This is a genomic window from Sphingomonas sp. BK036, from assembly GCF_004216825.1.
Classification (GTDB): Bacteria; Pseudomonadota; Alphaproteobacteria; order Sphingomonadales; family Sphingomonadaceae; genus Sphingomonas.
The window spans coordinates 603,149-625,535 of the sequence record NZ_SGXR01000005.1 but is presented as its reverse complement, the minus strand read 5'-3'; the positions used below and the strand labels follow the sequence as shown (position 1 = coordinate 625,535).

At 67.6% G+C, this 22,387-nt stretch carries 19 protein-coding genes; 9 read left to right on the top strand and 10 right to left on the bottom strand.

Going from position 1 to position 22,387, the window contains the following annotated elements; all coding sequences use genetic code 11:
- Window positions 1-16 precede the first annotated feature (16 nt).
- The gene (locus EV283_RS12875) at window positions 17-1,888 is read right to left on the bottom strand and encodes a hypothetical protein (protein WP_242615953.1); all 1,872 of its coding nucleotides are present in this window, start codon (window positions 1,886-1,888) and stop codon (window positions 17-19) included.
- Complete coding sequence (locus EV283_RS12870; RefSeq protein ID WP_130325895.1) at window positions 1,867-2,100, bottom strand: hypothetical protein; 234 nt, start codon at window positions 2,098-2,100, stop codon at window positions 1,867-1,869. The genes EV283_RS12875 and EV283_RS12870 overlap by 22 nt, the downstream gene beginning before the upstream one ends.
- 189 nt (window positions 2,101-2,289) lie before the next feature.
- On the opposite strand from EV283_RS12870, the gene EV283_RS12865 reads away from it, so the two are divergent.
- The 3 genes from EV283_RS12865 to EV283_RS12855 all read left to right on the top strand — a co-directional run bounded on the left by EV283_RS12865 (window position 2,290) and on the right by EV283_RS12855 (window position 3,791).
- Window positions 2,290-2,493 carry a hypothetical protein gene (locus EV283_RS12865; RefSeq protein WP_107959060.1) on the top strand — a complete coding sequence of 68 codons (204 nt, stop codon included), beginning with the start codon at window positions 2,290-2,292 and terminating at the stop codon, window positions 2,491-2,493.
- A gap of 92 nt (window positions 2,494-2,585) precedes the next feature.
- Entirely contained in the window at window positions 2,586-2,960 is a 375-nt protein-coding gene (locus tag EV283_RS12860; RefSeq protein WP_130325893.1) for a hypothetical protein, read from the top strand.
- An 87-nt stretch (window positions 2,961-3,047) separates the two neighbouring features.
- Window positions 3,048-3,791 (top strand): dienelactone hydrolase family protein, encoded by a 744-nt coding sequence (locus tag EV283_RS12855; protein WP_130325891.1) that lies wholly within the window; start codon window positions 3,048-3,050, stop codon window positions 3,789-3,791.
- A gap of 3 nt (window positions 3,792-3,794) precedes the next feature.
- Here EV283_RS12855 and EV283_RS12850 read toward each other — a convergent pair whose 3' ends face one another.
- From EV283_RS12850 to EV283_RS12830, 5 genes are all read right to left on the bottom strand, one after another.
- Window positions 3,795-5,147 (bottom strand): MFS transporter, encoded by a 1,353-nt coding sequence (locus EV283_RS12850; RefSeq protein ID WP_242615952.1) that lies wholly within the window; start codon window positions 5,145-5,147, stop codon window positions 3,795-3,797.
- A 199-nt stretch (window positions 5,148-5,346) separates the two neighbouring features.
- A complete protein-coding gene (locus EV283_RS12845; RefSeq protein ID WP_130325889.1) occupies window positions 5,347-7,149 on the bottom strand; it encodes an alpha-amylase family glycosyl hydrolase in 1,803 nt (600 codons plus the stop codon).
- A 14-nt stretch (window positions 7,150-7,163) separates the two neighbouring features.
- Window positions 7,164-9,677, bottom strand: coding sequence for a TonB-dependent receptor (locus EV283_RS12840; RefSeq protein ID WP_130325887.1), 2,514 nt, complete (start codon window positions 9,675-9,677; stop codon window positions 7,164-7,166).
- Window positions 9,678-9,775: 98 nt separating this feature from the next.
- On the bottom strand, window positions 9,776-10,759 hold the full coding sequence (locus tag EV283_RS12835; RefSeq protein WP_130325885.1) for a LacI family DNA-binding transcriptional regulator: 984 nt from the start codon (window positions 10,757-10,759) through the stop codon (window positions 9,776-9,778).
- Window positions 10,760-10,858: 99 nt separating this feature from the next.
- Window positions 10,859-11,137: a metal/formaldehyde-sensitive transcriptional repressor gene (locus EV283_RS12830; protein WP_130325884.1), complete on the bottom strand. Its 279-nt coding sequence runs from the start codon at window positions 11,135-11,137 to the stop codon at window positions 10,859-10,861.
- Window positions 11,138-11,427: 290 nt separating this feature from the next.
- On the opposite strand from EV283_RS12830, the gene EV283_RS19175 reads away from it, so the two are divergent.
- From EV283_RS19175 to EV283_RS12810, 5 genes are all read left to right on the top strand, one after another.
- Window positions 11,428-11,568, top strand: a complete 141-nt coding sequence (locus tag EV283_RS19175; RefSeq protein WP_156359644.1) for a hypothetical protein — start codon at window positions 11,428-11,430, stop codon at window positions 11,566-11,568.
- Window positions 11,569-11,643: 75 nt separating this feature from the next.
- Window positions 11,644-13,398, top strand: a complete 1,755-nt coding sequence (locus tag EV283_RS12825; RefSeq protein WP_130326160.1) for an ABC transporter permease subunit — start codon at window positions 11,644-11,646, stop codon at window positions 13,396-13,398.
- Window positions 13,399-13,415: 17 nt separating this feature from the next.
- Window positions 13,416-14,732: a nitrate/sulfonate/bicarbonate ABC transporter ATP-binding protein gene (locus EV283_RS12820; protein WP_130325882.1), complete on the top strand. Its 1,317-nt coding sequence runs from the start codon at window positions 13,416-13,418 to the stop codon at window positions 14,730-14,732.
- 202 nt (window positions 14,733-14,934) lie between these two features.
- Window positions 14,935-15,624 (top strand): hypothetical protein, encoded by a 690-nt coding sequence (locus tag EV283_RS12815; RefSeq protein WP_130325880.1) that lies wholly within the window; start codon window positions 14,935-14,937, stop codon window positions 15,622-15,624.
- 107 nt (window positions 15,625-15,731) lie between these two features.
- On the top strand, window positions 15,732-16,718 hold the full coding sequence (locus EV283_RS12810; RefSeq protein WP_242615951.1) for a LacI family DNA-binding transcriptional regulator: 987 nt from the start codon (window positions 15,732-15,734) through the stop codon (window positions 16,716-16,718).
- Here the strand turns inward: EV283_RS12810 and EV283_RS12805 are convergent.
- The 3 genes from EV283_RS12805 to EV283_RS12795 all read right to left on the bottom strand — a co-directional run bounded on the left by EV283_RS12805 (window position 16,690) and on the right by EV283_RS12795 (window position 21,464).
- Window positions 16,690-17,916 (bottom strand): MFS transporter, encoded by a 1,227-nt coding sequence (locus EV283_RS12805; protein ID WP_278044217.1) that lies wholly within the window; start codon window positions 17,914-17,916, stop codon window positions 16,690-16,692. The genes EV283_RS12810 and EV283_RS12805 overlap by 29 nt on opposite strands.
- The gene (locus tag EV283_RS12800) at window positions 17,913-20,240 is read right to left on the bottom strand and encodes a TonB-dependent receptor (RefSeq protein WP_130325876.1); all 2,328 of its coding nucleotides are present in this window, start codon (window positions 20,238-20,240) and stop codon (window positions 17,913-17,915) included. Before EV283_RS12800 ends, EV283_RS12805 begins: the two co-directional genes overlap by 4 nt.
- Window positions 20,241-20,339: 99 nt before the next feature.
- Window positions 20,340-21,464, bottom strand: coding sequence for a Gfo/Idh/MocA family oxidoreductase (locus EV283_RS12795; protein ID WP_130325874.1), 1,125 nt, complete (start codon window positions 21,462-21,464; stop codon window positions 20,340-20,342).
- A 69-nt stretch (window positions 21,465-21,533) separates the two neighbouring features.
- Between EV283_RS12795 and EV283_RS12790 the strand changes: the two genes are divergently transcribed.
- The gene (locus EV283_RS12790) at window positions 21,534-22,364 is read left to right on the top strand and encodes an aldo/keto reductase (protein ID WP_130325872.1); all 831 of its coding nucleotides are present in this window, start codon (window positions 21,534-21,536) and stop codon (window positions 22,362-22,364) included.
- Window positions 22,365-22,387 lie beyond the last annotated feature (23 nt).

The window sequence follows — 22,387 nt, the reverse complement described above, 5'->3', positions numbered from 1 at the left end:
TGACGATCTTTGGCTGTCAGCTCTGACTGACGATCTCGGGCGCGGCGTCGATCAGGTCCGCGATTCCTCCGGCCGGGCTGGCCGAGGGGATCGCAGCCATTGCGGCGCTCAGTGCTGCCGGATCGACCGCCCCGACCTTATCCGTCAGCGCCGAGAATGCCGCGGCGGTCGGCAGCCCTGTAAAGGCGGCGGCATAGCGCGCGCGCAACTGCGCCAGATCGCCCTCACGCCCCAGCATCGCCAGCGCGGTGGCATAACGCAGGAGTCGCGCCTGCATCACCGAGTTCATCCGCGCGCCGCCTGTGAGCGAGGGTGGAGCATCGGCGGCCACCGTCTTCCAGTCGCGATGCTTCCACGCGATCTCGGCCCGGATCGTCGCCGCGTCGGGTACGGTCTGGAGTACCGCCATCGCCTCCGTCGTCCGGCCGAGCTGGTCGAGCGCGACCGCTTCGACTCGGTGCCGGTCCCACAGCATCTCGTCGGGATAGGCATAGGTGTCGGTATCGCGGATCGCCGACAGCGCGCGCGCCGGTTGCGCGGCGAGGATGAAGAGCGACGCGACGCGCGCCGACAGCGGCCCCTGCGCAAGATCGCGGGTGCGCACGCGCAACTGGTGATCGAGCAGCTCGCCGGCGCGTTCGTACAGCCCCGCTGCCTGCAACCGATCCGCCAGTTGCGAGACCAGCAGGTCGCCCGCGGCGGCGGCGGGGGCCAGATCGCGATACTCCCAATAGAGCCCGGCAATCCGGTCGAGCGGCAATGGACTGTCCGGCGCCAGCAGCTGTGCGAGCGTCTGTTGGAGCTCGGTGATCAGCGCGGTGCGATCGGCGCCCCCGCTGAAGTAGCGGAACAGAGTCGCGCCGGCTTCGAGCGTCCCCGCCAGGTCGTGTGCGCGGCGGGCGGCGTCGATGCTCAGGCGGAGCGCGCGCACCTCGATATCGTCGCCGCGCCAGTCGAACCGGATGCGGCGCAGCGTCGCCTTGTCCGCGCCGTTCAGGTCGCCCTTGCGCGCGGCGAGTTCGACCAGGCTGAGATCGGCATCGATCCGTTGGCCATAGTCGCCGCTCTCGCGCGCCCGTCCCAGCCGCAGCCGCCCGCCGGGTTCGTCGCCCAGCGCGACGGTTGCGCGGCCGCGCAGCAGGTTCGCGGCGGGGTCCCGGTCGGGAAGCGTCTCCAGTAGCTGTATCGTCAGCGCGGGTTTGCCGAGATCGGCGGCGGCGCGCGCGGCGGCGAGCACGAACGGCGCGCGGGTCGCCGCGGCTCGGGCGTTGAGCGCCGGCACCGCGCAATTGACTTGACCGAGCGCCGGCCCGGCCAGCCCGCCTCGCGCGAACGCCAGCATCCGCCACGCGCAGGCTTCGGGATTGTCGGTCAGCGCGTCGTTGGTCAGCGCATCGACGGCGAGCGTCGCGCGATCGAGCTTAGCCAAGGTCGCGCCGAGTGCGAGCCGGAACGCCGGGACCAGCATCAGGTCGGGTTCGTCCTGCCGCATGACGTCGAGCGCACCGATCGCCTCCTGCGCGCGGCCCTGCGCGATCTGCGCGTTCGCATAGGCCCATCGTGCCGCCTGACGGTTCGCCGGGCCCGCTGCGATCAGGGCCTCCCAACCGGCTTGCCCTGCGCTTTGCCAGCCCTGCGGCCTGGTCAGCAGCGGCAGTTCGGAAAGACGCGGCGCGAATGGCGGCAGCGCTGGTCTGGCGGCAACGCCTGGGCTGTCGTCGGTCGGCGATCCGCCCGTGTCCGTGGTGCCGGGCGTCTCGCCGGGCACGCCTGCGGGCGCTGGGGTGCCGGTCGCCGGTCCCGGAGCGGGAACGGGGGCAGAGGCCGATGCCAGCATCAGCGCGACGATCGAGGCGAACCGCACGGTCAGCGAGCCGCCAGCAGCCACGGCGCCAGCGCGACCCCCGCGGCCCCGGCGACACACGCGACCAGGAACAGTACGGACAGCAGCAGCGTACGCGACTTTACCGGCGCGACGGCGGCGGGCGCGCCGGGATCGCCAGTGGCTGCGGCGCTATCGTTCGCGCGGCGCTGGGGGGGCGCGCTCGATGCGTCTGGCGCGATCATCACGGTGCGGGCCGGTCTCTGGTCTCTGCTCATGGCGTCCCCGGGATTTGGTCGATCTCCTTCTTTATAGAGGGGAGGGGCGCGCCGACCGGGCCGACCGACCGCGCCGAACGCCGAACGCCATCCGTAGTACCACGTGGTTCCGCGCATCGGCGGCGGTCCGCGTCGGCGAGCCGCTATAAGGCCTAGGATTAGCCAACTCTTTGGAAAAAGGCCTGTCGCATGACCGTTCTCTCCAACCACGCAGACTTGCTGCGGGCGATCGAAGCGCAGCTGGCGATCTGCCTTGAACTGGCCGACGACCTCCAGGAGTTCGTCGTGGGTGCGCAGATCTGCAGCGCGCATCAGACGACGCTGACCCGGCTGAACGAGCTTGCGCGCGGCGCCCCGTCGATCAAGGCGGTCAGGACGTGCTGCAGCGAGTGACAGCGCGTGCCCTCCCGAAGACTCTATCGTCTATAATAGAGAGGGCCGGCGACGAGATGCGGCCCGTTACCGGAGTCCGTCCCATCGCCACAATGCCCCTGAAGCTGGCCCTGCTGCTGTCGCTGATCGCAGGGATCGCCGAACCCGCCGGTGCCAGTAACGAGCCGCCGCAGATCCTCGCCATGAAGCCGCTCGTCGTGCCGATCGTCTCGTCGGATCGCCTCGACGGCGCGTTGCGCGTGACGTTCGCGCTGACCGCCCCGAACGAAGCCGCGCTCGCACGCCTGACGCAAAGGCTTCCCGAGCTCCGCGCGATCTCGGTCGGCGAAGCGGTCGAATTCTCGCGGCTGCACGTCTCGACCCAGATGCCGGTGGACGCCGCGCGGTTGAGGCACGCGTTGACGACGGCGTTGCACGATAGCGGCGTCGCGTCCGTTCTGATCACCGAGGTTTCCGCGACGGCGTGACCCCAATCCGCGTAGCGACGCGCGGACAGGCCTGATACGGACGCGGCTCCAAAGCCCCTGGTCGGGCATCTTCGTGGGGACGCGCACATGATCTTGCACAGCGACGAGACGCTGGACATCGACGTCCCGCACGGCGGCGCGATGCATATCCACCTGTTCCGTCCCGCGGTCGAAGGACGCTTTCCGGGCATCCTGCTGTTCTCCGAGATTTATCAGGTCACCGCGCCGATCCGCCGACTGGCGGCGATGATCGCGGGGAACGGCTATGTCGTCGCGGTGCCCGAGGTCTATCACGAATACGAACCCGCGGGCACGGTCCTCAACTACGACCAGCCCGGCACCGATCGCGGCAATGCGCTGAAGATCGCCAAGCCCGTCGCCGCCTATGATGCCGATGCGCAGGTCGGGCTGACCGCGCTGCTCGATCACCCCGCGTGCAACGGCAGGCTGGGGACGTTCGGCGTGTGCCTCGGCGGCCATCTGGCCTATCGCGCAGGCCTCGATCCGCGCGTGTCCGCGGCCGCCTGCTTCTACCCGACCGACATCCATTCGGGCACGCTCGGGGAAGGGCGGTCGGACGACAGCCTGGCGCGTATGGCGGAGCTCAAGGCTGAAACGCTGTTCGTCTGGGGGCGGCAGGATCCGCACGTGCCCTATGCCGGGCGCGCCGTGATCCGCGCGCGGCTCGAGGAGGTCGGCGCGTCGTATGAGTGGCACGAGCTGAACGCGCAGCACGCGTTCCTGCGCGACGAGGGGCCGCGTTACGATCCCGCGCTGTTCCTCCAGGCGATGGCGATGACGCTGGGGTTCTACCGCCGCACGCTGGGCTGACCCTCAGCGCGCGGCCTCGACGAGAGTCGTATCCGCCGCCGGGCGCATCGTCACCCGGACGGTCGCCACTGCGCCGAGGATCATGAGCGCCCCTGACAGGTATAGGATGTTGCGCGGCTCGCCGCCGAGCACCGAATGGTAGAAGAGCGGCACCGTCAGGCTCTCGATGATCATCGGGATGACGATGAACATATTGAAGATCCCCATGTACACGCCGTTGCGCTCGGGCGGGATCATGTCGATCAGCATGATGTACGGGTTGCCCATCATGCTTGCCCAACCGATGCCGATGCCGAGCATCGCCACGAACAACCCTGCCTCGTCGCGGATGCCGGGGATCGCCAGCATCGCCACGCCTGACGCGAGCAGGCAGGCGGCATGCGCGCTCTTGGCGCCCCAGCGGCGTGCCAGCGGGACCAGTGCGATCGCAGCGACGAACGCGACCGCGTTGTAGAAGGCGCCGAGCTGGCCGACGGTCAGCACGGTATCGCGGAACGCGGTGCTCTTGGCATCGGACGTGCCGTGCAGCGACCGCGCGACCGCGAAGGTGATGAACTGCCAATAGGCGAACATCGCATACCATTGGCACAGCATCGCCAGCGCCAGCTGCCGCATCGGCCTGGGCATCTCGACCAAAGCGGTCCGCAGGTCGCGCAGCGTGCCGCCAAGCGTCAGCGGTTCCTTCGCCAGCCGCGCCTTTTCCTCCGCGGGCAAGGGCAGCTCGGGAACGCGCAGCACCGACCAGAGGATCGTCGCCAGCGACAGCACCGCACCGATCAGGAACGCGATCCGGGTGATGTCGGGAATGCCGTTGCCGTCGACCGCGTCCTTGTTGAACCCGATCCACACCAGCAGCGACGGCGCAAGATAGGACAAGGTCTGCGCGAGCCCCGTGAACGCCGATTGCGTCAGGAAGCCGGCAGCGCGCTGGTCGTCGGGCAGGCGATCACCGACATAGGCACGGTAGGGCTCCATCGTCACGTTGTTGGCGGCATCGAGCACCCACAACAGGCTGGCCGCCACCCACAGGGTCGGGCTGTACGGCATGGCGAGAAGGCACAGGCTGCACAGCACCGCGCCGATTAGGAAATAGGGTGTGCGCCGGCCGATCCGAGTCGAGGTCCGGTCGCTCATCGCGCCGATCAGCGGCTGGATCAGCAGGCCGGTCATCGGCCCGGCGAGCCACAGCAACGGCAGGCTCGCCTCGTCCGCGCCGAGATAGCCATAGATCGGCGCCATGTTGGCCTGTTGCAGCCCGAACGAGAATTGCAGCCCGAGGAAGCCGAGGTTCATCTCGATCAGCCGCATCAGCGACAGCCGTGGCTTGGTCAGGAGGCCGAGGTTCGTCATCGTCATGCCTTTTATACGCAACCGCCGGGCGCGGATCGATCGATCCTCCCCCGCCAGGGGGAGGTGGCAGGCATAGCCTGACGGAGGGGGAGGGAAGCGACCATGGCAGTTGCGTATCCTCCCCCTCCGTCACCTTCGGAGACACCTCCCCCTTGCGGGGGAGGATTATATAATCGCACGCCGCTTGGGGTAGGTGCCGCGACGGTCATGCCGCAGGGCTGGCCCAGACGACGCCCCAGGGTTCGATCGTCAGCGTCCCGCCGCAGGTGCGACCCGAGACTCGATCCCGCCATCCAGCGATCCCATCGATTGGCACCGCGCCGTCGGAGAAGTTCAGGAACACGCGGTCGCTGCCGCAGCCGATGCCGAGCAGGGCAGGGGAGTCCGTCGCGATCGCCACGGGCGAGCCGGCACCGCCGCTGGCGATCCGTGCGGCGCGCAACGTGGCCAGATCGCCGCTGATCCGTCGCGCGGCGGGGGCGCCGAGTGCTGCCCAGTCCATGTCGGGGCGGTGCAGCCAGCGGCCTTCATGCGCTCGCTCTGGGTCGTCCAGATAACTGGTGTCGTTCAGCAGGCCGGCTTCGTCGCCCATATAAGTCGTCGCCAGGCCACCGCTCGCGATCGACAGCGCGTTGAGCAGCGCGATGCGGCGGAACGCCATTTCGCGCGCATCCACGTCCGTCGCGGCTTCGAGACCGGCGAGCGAGGCCATCGTCCCGTTCGAGCCGTGCAGTACCGATCCGTCGGACTGGAACGGCGCGCCGCGTGCCCAGCTGCCGTCGCCGCCTTCGAAGAAGCGGGCCGCGGTCTTCAGCCGTGCGACCGGATCCGGATCGATCCCGGCGAGATCGCCGATCACCGCGCCCCAGCCGATATCGTCGTGGCAGCGCGCATAGCTCAGCCAGTTGGCGCCGCGCAGCAACCCACCGCTCGCCTCGACGATCGCATGCGGCAGCGTGGCGGACTGTTCGGCGAGCGCGACCCAGCCCGCGACCATTAGCGAATTATTGTAGACGAGATGGCATTCGGGCTCGAACCCGCCATCCCAGTCCGTACCCTCGTCCGCGCCGAAATAGGGCGGGACCAGCGCGGTCGGAACGATCGCCTCCGCCTTGAGCAGCGTCGCCGGCGCGACGATGTCGAGCGCGGCACGCAGCGCCCGGACGATGAAATGCGCCTCTGGCCGGTTGCGGCAATCGGTGCCCAGCTGCTTCCACAGGAAGGCGATCGAATCGAGCCGGAACGCCTCGAACCCGTGATTGGCCAGCCGCAGCATCGTATCGACGATCGCGAGCATGACCTCCGGGTTCGACCAGTTCAGATCCCATTGGAACGGATAGAAGGTCGTCCAGACCTGTCCGCCCATCGCCGGGACCGCGGTGAAATTGCCCGGCGCGGTCGTCGGGAACACCTCGGGGAGGGCGGCCTCATAGGCCTGCGCCTCGTCGTCGCCGAGCACATGGTAGAAGGCGCGATAGTGCGGATCGCCCGCCTGCGCGGCCTTCGCCCAGGGGTGATCGTCCGCGGTGTGATTGAGCGCGAGATCGACGCACAGGCTGATCCGCCCGGCGCGCAGCCGTGCCGCCAGCCGCTCGACATCGGCCATCGTCCCGAGCCGCGGCTCGATCGCCAGATAATCGGCGACCGCGAAGCCGCCGTCGCTGTCGCCCGCACGCGCCTTGAGCAGCGCGAGCAGGTGCAGATACCGGACGCCGAGCGATTCCAGATGGTCGACCCGCTCGGTCAGTCCGTCGACCGTCCCCGCAAACCGGTCGACATAAGTCGAGTAGCCCAGCATGTCGGGCGCGACGAACCAGTCGGGATCGGCCAGCCGCGCGGTGTCGAGCGCGACCAGCGCGTCCGGGCGTTCGGCCGCCCGGTCGCGCAGGATCTGTTCCATCCGCGGCCAGAGCGCCGCCAGCCGGTCCGCCCCGTACAGCCGTTCGAGCTGACGTTTCAGGCGGGGGGGCAGCGCGTGCAGGCGGCGCTCGGTCGCGGATGGCGTCATGGTCACTGGTCCGATCAGAAGCCGACGCGGACCGCGGCGGAGATCGTCCGGCCGGTGATCGAGCGCGCACGGACGATGCCGTTGCTCGGGATGTTGCCCTCTTCGGCCTCGGTGATGCCCTTCACGTCGAACAGGTTGTTGCCGTTGACCGACAGCGTGACATTGTCCGCCGGACGCACCGACACGAACGCGTTGACCTGCGTGTAGCCGGGCATCTTGAGCCCGTTATTGTCCTGCGCGAAGCTGTCGGTGGTGCCGATCACGTTCGCACCGACGGTCAGCCGGCCGACATCGACCTGCGGGGTGGCCTGGAAGATGAACTTGGCCTGGCGACGTGGGCGGTTGCCCTCGACCGCGGGGTTGAGCACGTCCTTGGTGATCTCGGCATCGGTATAGGTGCCGCCCGCCGACAGCGAGAACGGCCCGCGCGCGATCCGACCCTCGAGCTCGACGCCCTTGGCTTCATATTCCCGGTTGAAGAAGCGCTGCGTCGTCGCCTCGAAATTCTGCTCCTCGGTACGCGCCCAGAACCCGGTGGCGTAGAGCGAGAGGCCGTTCTGGCGATATTTGAACCCGCCTTCGAGCTGGCGGACGAAATCGACCGCTGCGCCCTGGTCGGTCAAGCCGCCGGTCCGCGTGTTGATCGACGGGCCGAACAACAGGCGATCGGCGTTGGCGCGGCCGCCGCGGCTGTAGCGCGCGAACACCGCGGTGGTGTCGGTCAGTCGGAAATTCGCGCCGCCCGAATAGGACAGATAGTCGTAATTATAGTTCAGTGGCGACCGGACGTTGGGGATCACCGCAACCTGGCGCTCGGGGGCCGAGATCACGCCGTCGCCGTTGATGTCGAAGGTCGTGATGCCGTTGCCGAAGCCAGCGCCAAGATCCGCACCCGCGACGCTGCCGCGCGCGCGACCGAAATCATAGCGCAGCGAGCCGTCGATGTTGAACCGGCCGATCTCCAGCCCAAGCTGCGCGAACGGCGCATAGGTCGTGTAGTCGAGATCGTACGAGCGGCGGCAGCAATTGCCAAAGAAGCTCGCCGAATAGCCCGGGACGCCGTTCTGCGTGACCGGCACGCCGGCAGCGGTGCGGACATTGACCAGCTCGGACCGGCCATTGTCGGCGACGGTCTGCACGAACGAGGTCCACAGCCAGTCGCTTTTGATGTCCTGACGCGAGGCGTAGAAGCCGCCGGTGATCGACAGCGATCCGGTCCCCACCGGCACCGAGCCGTTGAGGCGGATGTCGTTGGTGATGTTGTTCAGGCTCTTCAGGTCGACGTCGAACAGCACGACGTTGGCAAGCAGGCCGTTGCCGTTGAGCGATGCGGGGTTGGCGATCCGCTGGCCCGCCTGCGATCCGCTGGCGTAGAACAGCTGTGCGCCCGCGCCGCCGATGCCGTTGGCGATCGACTGCGCCGACCCGACGGCGGCGGGGAAGGGCGCGGTGAAGCCGCCCGAAATGTCCGAATAGCGGAACCGCTCGACGATGTTCCAGCCGTCCGCGACCGGGATCTGCGTCTCCAGCCCGGCCGAATAGACCACCGGATGCTGACCGTCGGCGATCGAGCGCGTTACGAGGTTGTTGTCGCCGTCGAGCGTCTGCACCGTGCGGATGTTGCCGCTGTGCAGCGTGCCGTTATTGATCGAGAAATTGGTGATGTTGCGATAGGTCGGATCGCTGTCGGAGCCGGTGACCTGCACCGGGTTGGGCAGATAGCCGATCGCGCGGTCGTCGAGATACTTGCCGTACAGCCGGACATAGCCGCCGTCGCCGAACGCCTTGGTGATGTTCGCCTTGAACTGGCCACCCTTCACGCCGTCATAGCCGACCTGACGCTGGCCGTCGCCGATCCGGTAGAAGCCGCCGAAATGATAGGTCAGCGTGTCGGACAGCTTGCCGCCCTGGTCGAAATCGACGCGGAATTCGCGGTAGTCGAGTCCGCTCGACAGCTGGAACGCGCCGCCTTCCTGCTCGCCGGTCTTCGACAGGAAGTTGATCACGCCGCCGGGCGAGTTCGACGCGAACGTCGAGGCCGACCCGCCGCGCACCGACTCGATCGTCCGCACGTTGAAATCGGCGCGCAGAAAGATGTCGGCGTTGCCGAAGGTGATGTCGCCGAATTCGAGGATCGGCAGGCCGTCTTCCTGCAACTGCAGGAACTTCGAGCCGCCCGACGCGACCGGCAGGCCGCGCACCGAGATGTTCGCGTTGCCGTCGCCGCCCGAGGCCTCGACGCGGATGCCCGGCAGGTTGCGCAGCAGCTCGCCCGAGGTGCGCGGGGCGAGCTGGATCAGCGCATCCGACGTGATCGAGCTGGTCGTGATCGACGTGTTCAGCCGGTTCGTGCCGCGCGCGACCGCGGTGACGACGATGTCGTCCTGCGGGACGTCAGCGACCGGGGCAGCAGGTGCGGCGGCGGGGTCCGCCTGGGGGTCAGCCGCCTGTGCGGAGGCGACGCCGGCAAATGCCGTGGCGAACGAAGCGGCGGCGATGCCGGCCAGCAAAACGTGACGTACTTTCATGCGATCCTCCCTGCGGGGCGGCTTTCTATGAAGCCCAGAATCGCGTCCTACTATTTTCGCAATCGATTGCAACAATTTTTCACAATCGATTGCGAGATTCAGCCGGACTGTCGCGCGATGAGGACAGGGGGAACGATCGCGGACTGGGCGGGCTCGCCGGCAATCCGTTTCAGCAGCCGGTCGACCATCAGTTCGGCACCGATTGCAAGGTCCTGGCGAACCGTCGTGAGCGAGGGCGAGGTATGCGCCGCCAAGGTCACATCGTCATAGCCGACGACCGCGGTGGTGCCGGGAATGTCGATCCCCGCCTCGGCCAGCGCACGCAGGACGCTCATCGCCGCCACGTCCGACGCGGCGAAGATCGCGTCCGGGACGGTGCCGCCGGCCAGATGCGCGGCCATCGCGGCGTGAACCGCTTCGGGCATCATCGGCGTCGTCAGCACGTCATGGGCGAGCCCTGCGTCGCGCGCCGCCGCGGCAAAGCCTGCCAGCCGATCCGCGAACTCGGGCGGGGCAGGGTCGCCGACGAACAACAGGCGCTGGCGGCCTTGCGCGATCAGATGCTCGGCTGCGAGCCGGCCGCCCGCGACGTTGTCCGATCCGATCGTCAGGTGATGCTGGTCGGGGCGATGCGCACCCCACACGACCAGCGGGGCATAGCGTTGCGCCACGCGCTCGATCACCGCGAACTGGTCCGACTGGCCGACCAGCAGCAGCCCGTCGATCCGGCCGCTGTCGACCACGCGCTCGAGCCAGTCGTCGGCATCGGGAATGACCCGCGACAACAGGATGTCATAACCGCGCTCGACCAGCAGATCGGCGAGAAAGCCGAGCAGCGTGAGGAAGAACGGATCGGTCAGATGCTGCGTCCGGGCGTGACCCAATGGCAAAACCAGGCCGATCGCGCCCGTGCTTTTGAGGCGCAGGTTGCGCGCCAGCTGGTTGGGCCGGACGTCATGCTCGCGCGCCAGCGATCGTATGCGTTCGCGCGTTTGCGCATTGACGGACGAATGCCCCGCGAGCGCGCGCGACACCGTCGCGGTCGAAACGCCGGCAAGGGCGGCCAGATCGGCGAGTTTCATGGCTCTCGAAATCCTCGACGATGCGGGTGGGAGGCCTGTCCTACAATTTGCGCCCGCGGGCTGCAAATATGCGGCAGCAGTGGAAATGCGGCGCTGGGATCAGGTCAGGTAGGTGTGGACGATCTCGACCAGCTCTTCGGCCGCCACCGTGCGCGGATCATCGCGGGAGGTGCCGGGATCAATCATGTGCTCGCGGATGTGATCCTCGATCACCTCAGCGATGAAGCCGTCGAGCGCGCCACGGCACGAGGTCGCCTGCTGCAGGACGCGCGCGCATTCGCGATCCTCCTCGATCGCGCGCTCGAGCGCTTCTATCTGGCCTTTCAGCCGCTTGAGCCTGTTGAGCAGCTTCTTTTTCTCGTTTTCGACATGGCTCATGGCCGACGCACTGCACCCCCTTGATCTATAGTCCCCTAGGGTATAGCGGGCCCTCGTCGAGCCGCCAAGGGCGCTCGGCAGGTGTCGCGATTCCCGGCACCGGCATTGAACAGGACGCGCATGAAACCCCGATCTACCCCCTTGTCCGGCGATGGCGACAGTAGCGGCTTTGCCCTGCTGACGATCGCCGCTGGACGTCCCGGGTCCGGGTACGCCGTTCAGGGATCGCAGGCGCGGTCCGACTGAGCGTCTGTCCCGGACTCGTCACACGAGCCCGGAAGAAACGCCTGATGACCACCACGAGTTTCCGCGCGATCCAGCATGATCGCGCCATCCACGCCGCAATCGCCGCCGCGCCGCTATACCGTGGCCGTATCCTGCGAGGACTGGCGGTTAGCGGCTGCCGCTCGGTGACCGAGCCGACGGCGTGACGCACGCATGTCACGCGGCGACGCTACCGCACCGCACCTCCGGAGAAGGACGGCGCGGTGACTGACAGGGTTGCGATGGGGTCGCAGGCGTCCGGTTCGCAGGCGGGGGGCCAGGTGCGGTCGTTCTCGCGCATCCTGCGCGTGACGCAGCCCAACCGCGCCGATGTCATCGCGCTCGCGCTGCTCATCGGCATCGCGGCGCTGCTCGTGCGCGGCGCGGAAGGCGTTGCCGAGCCCTTGTCGCGGCTGCGCGTCGAGCCCGTCACGCTCGATCCGCGCTATCTGCCCTATTACGCGCTGCGCACCGTGATCCGCATGTTCGCCGCGCTCGCGGCGAGCCTGGTCTTCACGCTGGTCGTCGCCACGCTCGCGGCGCGCAGTCGCCGTGCGGGGCAGATCATCGTGCCGATGCTCGACATCCTGCAATCGGTGCCGATCCTCGGCTTCCTGACCTTTACCGTCACCTTCTTCATGGGGTTGTTCCCCGGCCAGATCCTGGGCGTCGAGTTGGCGGCGGTCTTCGCGATTTTCACCAGCCAGGCGTGGAACATGGCGTTCAGCTTCTACCAGTCGCTGCGCTCGGTGCCGTCCGATCTGGACGAGGTGACCCGCGGCTTCGCGCTGTCGCCGGTACGCCGCTTCCTGCGGCTGGACCTGCCGTTTGCGACGCCGTCGCTGGTGTGGAACGCGATGATGTCGATGTCGGGGGGCTGGTTCTTCGTCGTCGCATCGGAAGCGATCACGGTCGGCAACACCACGGTGACGCTACCCGGCGTCGGATCCTGGCTGGCGCTGGCGATCGCGCGCAAGGATTTCGGCGCGATCGGGCTGGCGGTGGTGGCGATGGGGATCGTGATCCTGCTGTACGACCAACTGGTCTTCCGGCCCGTCGTCGCGTGGGCGGACCGGTTCCGGTTCGAGCAGACCGCCAGCACCGAACGGCCGCGATCCTGGGCCTATGACCTGTTCCGCCGGACCCGCCTGTTGCCGGTGCTGTTCGCGCCCGTCACCGCGCTCGGCCGGCTGCTGCTCACGCTCGATCGCGGCAGCGCCCGCCCGCGCGAGCGCCGCGTTCGCGAGCCCGGCATCGTGCTCGAACGGTTGTGGCAGGCGACGATCCTGGTCGCAGTGGTGGCCGCACTCTGGCTGGCGGGGCGCTATGTCTTCTCGACGCTGCGGGTGAGCGATGCGGTCGCGGTGTTCGGGCTTGCCTGCATCACGATGCTGCGGGTCGTCGTGCTGATCGCGCTCGCCAGCCTTGTCTGGGTGCCGATCGGCGTCTGGATCGGCCTCAACCCCAAATGGGCCGAGCGGCTGCAACCCGTCGCGCAGTTCCTCGCGGCGTTTCCCGCCAACGTCCTGTTCCCGTTCGCGGTGATCGCGATCGTTCATTGGCGGCTGTCGCCCGACATCTGGCTGTCGCCGCTGATGATCCTGGGCACGCAGTGGTACATCCTGTTCAACGTGATCGCAGGGGCGAGCGCGATCCCGACCGACCTGCGCGAGGCGGCCGGCATGTTCGGCGTGCGCGGGTGGCAATGGTGGCGCCAGGTCGCGCTGCCGGGCGTGTTTCCCTATTACGTCACCGGCGCGCTGACCGCGTCGGGCGGATCGTGGAACGCGAGCATCGTCGCCGAAGCGGTCTCCTGGGGCACGCAACGGGTCGAGGCGCACGGTCTCGGCACGTTCATCGCCAAGGCGACCGAGGCCGGCGACTATCCGCGCGTCGCGCTCGGCATCGCGGTGATGTCGATGTTCGTGATCGCGTTCAACCGGCTCGTCTGGCGTTCGATGTACGCCTTTGCCGAGCGCCGTCTCCGGCTCGCCTGATGTCGAAAGGACAAGACATGGCAACAGCATTTCTCCGCGCCCCGGCCAGCCGCCCGCTCGTCGAGGTCGCGCATGTCAGCCACCGCTATGGCCGCGGCGATGGGGGTGCACCCGTGCTCGACGATGTCAGCCTGACGCTGCACGAAGACGAGGTCGTGGGCCTTCTGGGCCGCTCCGGCTCGGGCAAGTCGACGCTGCTGCGGTCGATCGCGGGATTGATCCGCCCCGACGAGGGCAGCGTCCGCTTCGCCGAGGTCTCGGACGGGCCCGCGCACACGATCAGCATGGTCTTCCAGACCTTCGCGCTGTTCCCCTGGCTGACCGTGCTCCAGAATGTCGAGCTCGGGCTGGAGGCGCAGCGCGTTCCCGCAGACGAGCGGCGGACGCGCGCGCTGGCCGCGATCGACCTCATCGGGCTCGACGGGTTCGAGAACGCCTATCCCAAGGAATTGTCGGGCGGGATGCGCCAGCGTGTCGGGCTGGCGCGCGCGATCGTCGTCAACCCGTCGCTGCTGTTGATGGACGAACCCTTCTCCGCGCTCGACGTGCTGACTGCCGAGACGCTGCGGACCGACCTGCTCGATCTGTGGGCGGAAGGACGGATGCCGATCAAGTCGATCCTGATCGTCACGCACAATATCGAAGAGGCGGTGCTGATGTGCGACCGCATCCTCGTCTTCTCGTCCAACCCCGGCCGTGTCGCCGCGGAGATCGTCGTCGACCTGCCGCAACCGCGCGACCGGCTCGATCCCGCGTTCCGCGCGCTGGTCGACGACATCTATGCGCGGATGACCGCGCGCGCGCCCGCCGAACCCGTCCGCGACGGGCTGTTCCCCGGCACCGGCATCCAGATGGTGCTGCCGCGAGTCTCGACCAATGCGCTGGCAGGGTTGATCGAGGAGGTCGATGCCAGTCCGTTCGACGGCCGCGCGGCGATGGCGGACCTCGCCGATCAGCTCCAGCTGGAGATCGACGAACTGTTCCCGATGGCGGAGACGCTCCAGTTGCTGCGGTTCGCCGAGTTGCGCGGGGCCGATATCCTGCTGACTCCGACCGCCCGGCGCTATGCGCAAGCCGATGTCGATGCGCGCAAGGCGATGTTCGCGCAGGCGTTGCTGGCGCACGTGCCCCTTGCGCAGCACATCCGCCGCATCCTCGACGAGCGCGCCGGGCATGTCGCCCCCGCACGTCGGTTCCGCGACGAGCTGGAGGACCATATGTCGGAGGACTATGCCGACGAAACGCTGCGCACGGTCACGCATTGGGGCCGCTACGCCGAGGTGTTCGCCTATGACGAAGACGCGGACCGGTTCAGCCTGGACGATGCGGTATGATGCGGTGGTCGTCGTCGCCTATCGCTACGTAGAGGCGCAGGGGAGGGCATCGTCCATGGACGCTGACTGCGCCGGTCTGTAGCGGTGGCGGCGCGCCTTGTAGGAATGCGTGCGTGTCGATTTGGCCGAGCGCGGGGTCGGCGCGGGCGAAAGCGGACGCTTTCTAGGGCGCCGCGCTGCTGATCGCGCCGAACGGAGCCCTATGATGTTCAAGACTATGATCTTGGCCGCCGTCGCCTTGGCCTGGGCGCATCCCGCTTTTGCCGACATGACGGCGCATTACGTCATCGACGGCGACCAAAGCATCATGACGATGGAGATTGCCGCCAACGGCGATGTGCGCGCCCGGTTCGGCAGCGACGCGAGTTACTTCCTGACACGCGCCGGGCAAAGCTATTACGTCAAGGCAGGCCCTGACGGGCTGTTGGTGATGCGCCAGGAAGACATTGCCGCGGTCATGCTCGAGCAACTCGCCGCCGAGCCGAGTCGGCCGTCGCCGGATCCGCACGCCAAGGACGTCCGGCTCGTGGCGCGCGGTGCGGTCAGCATCAGGGGGCGGAAAGGCGTTGCCTATATGGTGAACGACAAGCATGCGCGCGGCCCCGACGATCCGCCCTATCTGGTCGTGAGCGACGATCCGGCGCTGATGCCGCTGGCGGTAGCGGTGCGAATGCAGTTCAGCGCGTCGCTCGGGCCGATCCGCATCCTGTACGGTGACGCTGGCGGATGGGACGACATGGTCGCGCTGTTCGCGCGGGGAGCGCCGCTGCTGTTTCTCGGCATGGAACTGGGCGGGATCGACCCGGCGCACCTGCCCGCGTCGCGGTTCGTCCTTCCTGCATCGCCGCTATCGCGGGAGGCGGTCCGGCACGATTTCACCGCGAGCCGCTAGCGCATCTGCGGTTGCCGATAGCCGTGGCCGCTTTTCTTTGACGCGGTCGTGCAATGTCCCCATCGTGATGGCGGGGGAGGGACTGCGTGCGGCCAACGATAAACGACGTGTCTCGGCTTGCCGGCGTGTCCATCAAGACGGTGTCGCGTGTTCTCAACAATGAGGACCGTGTTTCGGATGCGACGCGCGCGCGGGTGACCGCGGCGTTCGCGACGCTGAAATATCGGCCGAACATGGCTGCGCGGACGCTGGCTGGGCATCGCAGTTTCCAGATCGCGCTCGCGTGCGACAACCCCAGTCCGTACTATGTCTACGAGATGCAGTCGGGCATTCGCGATCGCTGTTTGCTCGACGGCGTGCGGATGGTGGCGCAGCCCTATGACCATGACTCCGACCGGCTGATCGACGATATCGAGAGCCTGATCGACGGATCGGGCGTCGACGGGTTGATCCTCACGCCGCCTGCGACCGACTATCCCGAGGTGCTGGCACTGATGGCGCGGCGCAAGGTGCGGTTCGTACGTGTGTCGCCTGGCACCGATCTCGATCTGACCGCGTCGGTGTTCATCGACAATGTCGGCGCCGCGACCGCGATGATGCAGCATCTGTTGGCGCTCGGCCATCGGCGCATCGGGTTCATCACCGGGCATGCGAGCTACGCCACCAGCGCGCAGCGGTTGGCCGGATACCGCGCCGCGCTGGACGAGGCGGGCATCGCGTTCGATCCCCTCCTCGTGCGACCCGGCGACTATGATTTCGCGTCGGGCGCGGTCGCGACCGAAGCGCTGTTGGCGCTGCGGCTGCCGCCCACCGCGATCTTCGCGTCGAACGACGACATGGCGGCGGGCGCGCTCAGCGTTGCGCACCGGCGCGGACTGTCGGTGCCCGCCGCGCTGTCGATCGCGGGTTTTGGCGACGACGCGATCGCGCGTTACGTCTGGCCCGCGCTCACCACGATCCGCCAGCCGACGCGTCTGCTCGGCTACACCGCGGCCGATCTCCTGCTCGCGCCCGAGTTTGTGGTGAAGCGGATCGACGTGCCGTTCGAACTGGTCCGCCGCGAGTCTACCGGGCCGGCTCGATCCGCGGAATGAGCAACTGGACGACCCCGAGCGCCAGCAGATAGCTGACTGCGCAGATCGCCAGCATCGGCGCATAGCCGAACCCGTTGCCGAGCGACCAGGCGGACAGCTGGATCATCCCGATCGACCCCATGTTGCCGCAGAATGCCGCGATTCCGATCGTCGACCCGACCGATCGCGCCGGCATCACGTCGGTGGTCAGCGCGAACACGTTGGTCGAGAACCCCTGATGCGCGAACAGCCCGAGACCCAGGACCAAAGCCGCGGTCCACGGGCTGTGCAGCGACAGGACGATCGGCACCGGCAGGATCAGCAGCGCATAGAGCAGCAGAGTCGACTTGCGTGCGCGATTGAGGCTCCAGCCGCGTGCTATCAACCACGTCGGCAGCCAGCCGCCCGTCAGCGCGCCGCATGCCGCCAGCGCATAGACGAGTGCAACGGGCAGCCCCACCGCGCCCTGTTGCAGCCCGAACAGCCGGTGGAACAGGTCGGGCAGCCACGACAGCATGAAGAACCACACCTGGTCCGACAGCACCTTGGCAACTGCGATCGCCAGTGTCCGGCGATCGCGGAACAGGTCGATCCAGCGGATCGGCGCGGGCCCGCCCGTCTCGGCGATCGCGGCGGGCATCTTGAACGCGAACCACGCGACGACCCAGACGATCCCCAAGCCGCCTGCGACGAGGAACGCCGCGCGCCAGCCAAACGCGAGCGCCAGCGCCGGGATCACGAGCGGGGTGATGACCGCGCCGACATTGGGCGCGGTGTTGCCGATCCCCAGCGCGATCGAGCGGTCCTTCGGCCCGAAATAGGTAGCCGCGGATTTGACCGCGGCAGGCGTGCCGATCGATTCCGCCGCGCCCAGCACGACGCGCGCACCGATGAACCCCGTCACGCCGCTGACAAAGGCGTGCGCCATGCCGGCAAGGCTCCACACCAGCACGCCCGCGGCAAAGCCGATCCGCAGGCCTACCCGGTCGATGAACCAGCCCGTCCCGAGGAACGCGATCGCGGCGGCGAACTGGAACGCCGAGGCCATGTTGCCATAATCCTGATCGGACCAGGCGAACTCGGTTTCCAGCGTCGGCTTGAGCAGCGCCAGGATCTGCCGGTCAACATAGTTCAGCATGATCGCGAAGAAGACGAGCGCGACGACTCCCCAGCGCGCGCGCGAATGCGCCGGGGAGGGGGGCTGTAGGTTTTCCGTCAAAAGTTCAGCTTTGCGGTGATGCCGGCGTAGCGATCGGCTTCGCGCGGGATGATGTAGCGATAGGCGCCGCCGGGTCCGCCGCTGACGATCGACGAGGCAAAGCTGGTGTCGAGCACGTTCTTCACCTGGAGCACGATCCTGAACGCGTCCTTGGCATCGACGATGCCCGCGGAGAGATCGAGCAGGCCGTATGCCTTGATCGTCGTCGCGGCGCGGATCGCGGCGCTCGCGTCGAACTGCGAGATCTGGCTGGACTGGTAGGAGCTCTGCGCGCCGAGCGTGAAATCGACCGCGCCGCCGGTGCGGATCCGGTAGTCGGCGCCGAGCGACCCCTTCCACCGCGGCGCGTACCCCAGCTGCGTGCCCGCGGGCACGACTCCGGTGGTGACGCCGTTGGTCGGCACCCGGAACTGGTCAACATGCGCGTCGGTATAGGCGAGCCCGCCCGATATGTTCAGGTCGCGGACCGGCCGCACGATCAGGTCGAGCTCACCGCCGCGCGTCGAGATGTCGCCCGCGTTGGTGAAGCGCGTGACGAGCACGCCGGCGACCACGTCCGGGTTGTTCGCCTGGAAGTTATGGTATTTCGCGTAATAGGCCGCCAGGTTCACCACCAGCTTGCCGCCGAACAGCGTGTTCTTCAGCCCGACCTCGTAGCTGTCCGCGGTCTCCGGATCGATCACGTTCGTGCCGGTCGCGCCCAGATTGTAGAAGACGTTGAACGCAGGCCCCTTATACCCGCGCGAATAGGTCGCGTAGGCGGTCGATTCCCGGACCACGTCGAACTGCAGCCCGGCCTTGCCCGACCAGTTGGTGTTGGTGGTCTTGCCCGCGAACGGGCCGAAGCTCGGGTTGATGCCGGGCCCCGCGAGCGTGGTGACGCGGCTGTGGAAGACGTCGAGCTGGTCGGCGGTGTAGCGCACGCCGCCGATCGCGCGGAAGCGATCGGTCAGGTTGAACACGCCCTGCCCGAAAAAGGCGAGGTTCTTGAAGGTCGATCCGAACACCGCGGTCCCCGTCGGCCGGGTCACCGTCGTGCCCGCGGTCGAGCAGGGGGTGAGCACGGTCGGCGTCGGCGTCGCGGTGCAGACCACGTCGTCGCGGCGGAACGTCCGCTCGGTAAAGGCACGCGAATAATAGGCGCCGACGACATAGCTGAAGAACTGGTTCGACGGCGAGGCGACGCGGATTTCCTGCGTGAACGTGTTGCTGACCTGCGGCCCGAAATCGTGCAGCTGGTTGGCGCCGACATAGGCGCGTGGCAGCCAGTCACCGTCGCGGATCTCGGTGTTGTCGTACTCGCGGTACGAGCCGATATACGTTACGGTCTGTGTGCCGAGCGTCGCATCGGCCTGCAGCGAGACGCCCCAGCTCTTCTCGTCGGTATGCGTGATCAGATCCTGGTTGACGGTGCGCGACTTGTTGCCGTTGCGATCGGGCAGGACGCTGGCGGTAAGCCCGCTGGTCGGCGTGGTGCCGATGACCTCGGCGCAGCAATCGTCGTTGCTCCGGCGGTAGTCGCCGATCAGCGTGAAGGTGAGGTCTGGGGTGGCCTCGGCGACGACCATGCCGCGAAAGCCGTAATGTTCGTAGCCGTTCACGCGCCGGTTATTGTAGGCGATGTTGCGGATGTTGCCCGCATAATTGCCGTAGAAGCCGGTGAAGCGGCTCTTGATCGTATCGCTCAGCGGAATGTCGAGCGCGGCGCGGGTGCGATATTCGTTGCCGTTGCCGGTGTAGAACGCGCCCTCGACGAACCCGCCAAGGACGTCGCCCGGGCGCTTGGTGACGATGTTGATCACGCCCGCGCTCGTGTTCTTGCCGAACAGCGTGCCCTGCGGACCGCGCAGCACTTCGATCCGGTCGATGTCGATCAGGTCGCTGAACGCTTCGCCGGCGCGGCTATAGACGACGCCGTCGACGACGGTCGAGATCGACGGCTCGCCCGCCACCGAGAAGGTCGAGGTGCCGACGCCGCGCAGGAACAGCGACTGGTTGATGGCCGTGCCCGATTTGCGGAAATTGAGCGTCGGCACGAGATATTGCGCGCTCTCCAGGTTCACGCCGCCCTGCGCCCCGATCTGGTCGCCCGAGATCACCGACACCGCGACCGGCACGTCCTGGAGACGTTCGGAGCGTTTCTGCGCGGTGACGACGATCTCGCCGGGCACCGACCCGTCGGCGGCGGGGGCGGGGGCGGCTTGATCGTTCCGGGCCGGATCGCTTGCGGCCGGGTCAGTCCCGGACGGAACGACCTGCGCCCAGGTCGGTGTGTTCAGCCCAGCGGCGAGTGCCGCACCTGCCAGCAACCAACGGTTCTTCATGTCGCCCCCTCCTAAAATTCCTACTCGTCCGGTAGGCTATCTAATGTCTCGCGCTGTCATGCATGAGTTTGTCTTGGGTACCGCCAAGCGCGGCTTCATTCAAAACCCCAATTCGGCCATCTCCACCACGCGTTTGGTGCGCGCGCTGATCTCCGCGGCGGTACCGATCGCCACCGCCATCAACCCGTCGCGCGCGGTGACCTCGACCGGTCCCTCGCCGCGCACCGCCGCGATGAACCGCTGATGCTGGTAGAAGGTCGAGCCGTGATGGCTGCCCGCGTCAAGCGCGGTCTGGTCGACCTCGATGACGGATCGCTCAACTTGTTTCGGGTTCATGAACCCGGTGCGCGGGCTGAACACCAGCGCGCCTTCGGGGATCAGCACGTCGAGTCGGGCGGCGTCGCCGACCGCGGTGATCTCTTCCTGGTTCTCCGCGCCGTCCGCGAACATCGACAGGTCGAGCATCGCGCGGACGCCGTTGGCGAACTCTACCGTGGTATAGCTGTTGTCGATGATGTCGGGGCGCTCGCCGTCATAGCGTTCGTCGACATGGTTCACGTCCATCGCGCCCGAACAATAGACGCGGACCGGCTCAGACCGGACGATCAGACGCATCAGATCGAAGAAATGACAGCATTTCTCGACCATCGTGCCGCCGGTGTTGCGGCTGAAGCGGTTCCAGTCGCCGACCTTGGGCAGGAACGGGAAGCGGTGCTCGCGGATCGACAGCATCCGCAGCGCGCCGATCCGGCCGCCATGGACCTGCTCGATGAATGCCGCGGCGGGCGGCATGTAGCGATATTCCATCGCGGTCCAGAACGGGCGGGTCATCTGCGCGGCGCGGTCGACGACCCAGCGGGCATCCTCCAACGTCGTCGCCAACGGCTTCTCGCACAGGATCGCGATGTCCGCCTCGAACAGCGGCTCCAGCACGTCGCGGTGCGTATAATTGGGGCTCGCGACGATCACCGCATCGACCAGCCCGCTGCGCGCGAGTGCCGCTGCATTGGCGAATTCCTGCACGCCGGCGCCCCGCGCACCCAGCGCATCGCGCGCCCAGCCCAGCGACGTGGCCACCGGATCGGCGATCGCGGTGACCACCGCGCCGGGGGTGACCGCGAGGTTCTGGAGGTGCTCGACCCCCATCATGCCGGTACCGACCAGCCCATAACGTACTTGCTCGACCAAGCGTATTGCCCCTATTGAATGACAGCGATGTCGCATCTTGATCCTACACCCAAAGCCATTCCCCTCGGCAAGAGCGGAATCCTTGTCAGCCCGATAGCCTGGGGCATGTGGCGGTTCGCCGGAGTCGGCGTCGCCGATGGCCGACGCCTCATCGAAGCGGCGTTCGAGGCGGGCGTCACGCTGTTCGACACAGCCGATATCTACGGGTTCGACGGAACCGGCGGATTCGGCGATGCGGAAGTGCTGCTCGGTCGCATCTTCGCGGAGTCGCCCGGTCTGCGCGCGCGGATGGTCCTGTCGACCAAGGGCGGCATCCTGCCACCGCTGCCGTATGATTCGAGTCCCGCCTATCTGGCGCAGGCGCTCGACGCGTCGCTGACCCGGCACGGGGTCGAGCAGGTCGATCTCTACCAGATCCACCGCCCCGACATCCTCACGCATCCGCAGGAGGCAGCGCGCGCGCTCGAGGACGCGGTGACCGCCGGCAAAGTCCGCGCAGTCGGGGTGTCGAATTATACGCCCGCACAGGCTCAGGCACTGGCGTCGTTCCTCACCATCCCGCTCGTCAGTCACCAGCCCGAATTCTCGCCGCTGCATCTCGAACCGATCGAAAACGGACTGTTCGACCAGGCCATGGAGCGCGAGATGGCGGTGCTCGCCTGGTCGCCGCTGGGCGGCGGTCGGATCGCGGTGCCCGCCGACGACCGCAGCCGCGCAGTCGCCGAAGCGCTCGATGCCAAGGCCGCGCAGACCGGCGCGAGCCGCGCCGCGGTCGCCTATAGCTGGATCATGGCGCATCCGGTGCGCGCGATCCCGATCGTCGGCACGCAGAACCCCGCGCGCATCGCCGAACTGGCGCAGGCCTTCACGATCGCGTGGACGCGGCAGGAGTGGTACGACATCCTCGTCGCAGGCCGCGGCGAGCGACTGCCGTGAAGAACACCGCTACGGAGGACACC

Bases quoted from the DNA above. Each gene is read 5' to 3' on its own strand.
- EV283_RS12870 (WP_130325895.1), bottom strand. From the start codon at position 2,100: ATGAGCAGAGACCAGAGACCGGCCCGCACCGTGATGATCGCGCCAGAC.
- EV283_RS12865 (WP_107959060.1), top strand. From the start codon at position 2,290: ATGACCGTTCTCTCCAACCACGCAGACTTGCTGCGGGCGATCGAAGCG.
- EV283_RS12860 (WP_130325893.1), top strand. From the start codon at position 2,586: ATGCCCCTGAAGCTGGCCCTGCTGCTGTCGCTGATCGCAGGGATCGCC.
- EV283_RS12855 (WP_130325891.1), top strand. From the start codon at position 3,048: ATGATCTTGCACAGCGACGAGACGCTGGACATCGACGTCCCGCACGGC.
- EV283_RS12850 (WP_242615952.1), bottom strand. From the start codon at position 5,147: ATGACGATGACGAACCTCGGCCTCCTGACCAAGCCACGGCTGTCGCTG.
- EV283_RS12845 (WP_130325889.1), bottom strand. From the start codon at position 7,149: ATGACGCCATCCGCGACCGAGCGCCGCCTGCACGCGCTGCCCCCCCGC.
- EV283_RS12840 (WP_130325887.1), bottom strand. From the start codon at position 9,677: ATGAAAGTACGTCACGTTTTGCTGGCCGGCATCGCCGCCGCTTCGTTC.
- EV283_RS12835 (WP_130325885.1), bottom strand. From the start codon at position 10,759: ATGAAACTCGCCGATCTGGCCGCCCTTGCCGGCGTTTCGACCGCGACG.
- EV283_RS12830 (WP_130325884.1), bottom strand. From the start codon at position 11,137: ATGAGCCATGTCGAAAACGAGAAAAAGAAGCTGCTCAACAGGCTCAAG.
- EV283_RS19175 (WP_156359644.1), top strand. From the start codon at position 11,428: ATGACCACCACGAGTTTCCGCGCGATCCAGCATGATCGCGCCATCCAC.
- EV283_RS12825 (WP_130326160.1), top strand. From the start codon at position 11,644: ATGGGGTCGCAGGCGTCCGGTTCGCAGGCGGGGGGCCAGGTGCGGTCG.
- EV283_RS12820 (WP_130325882.1), top strand. From the start codon at position 13,416: ATGGCAACAGCATTTCTCCGCGCCCCGGCCAGCCGCCCGCTCGTCGAG.
- EV283_RS12815 (WP_130325880.1), top strand. From the start codon at position 14,935: ATGATGTTCAAGACTATGATCTTGGCCGCCGTCGCCTTGGCCTGGGCG.
- EV283_RS12800 (WP_130325876.1), bottom strand. From the start codon at position 20,240: ATGAAGAACCGTTGGTTGCTGGCAGGTGCGGCACTCGCCGCTGGGCTG.
- EV283_RS12795 (WP_130325874.1), bottom strand. From the start codon at position 21,464: ATGCGACATCGCTGTCATTCAATAGGGGCAATACGCTTGGTCGAGCAA.
- EV283_RS12790 (WP_130325872.1), top strand. From the start codon at position 21,534: ATGTGGCGGTTCGCCGGAGTCGGCGTCGCCGATGGCCGACGCCTCATC.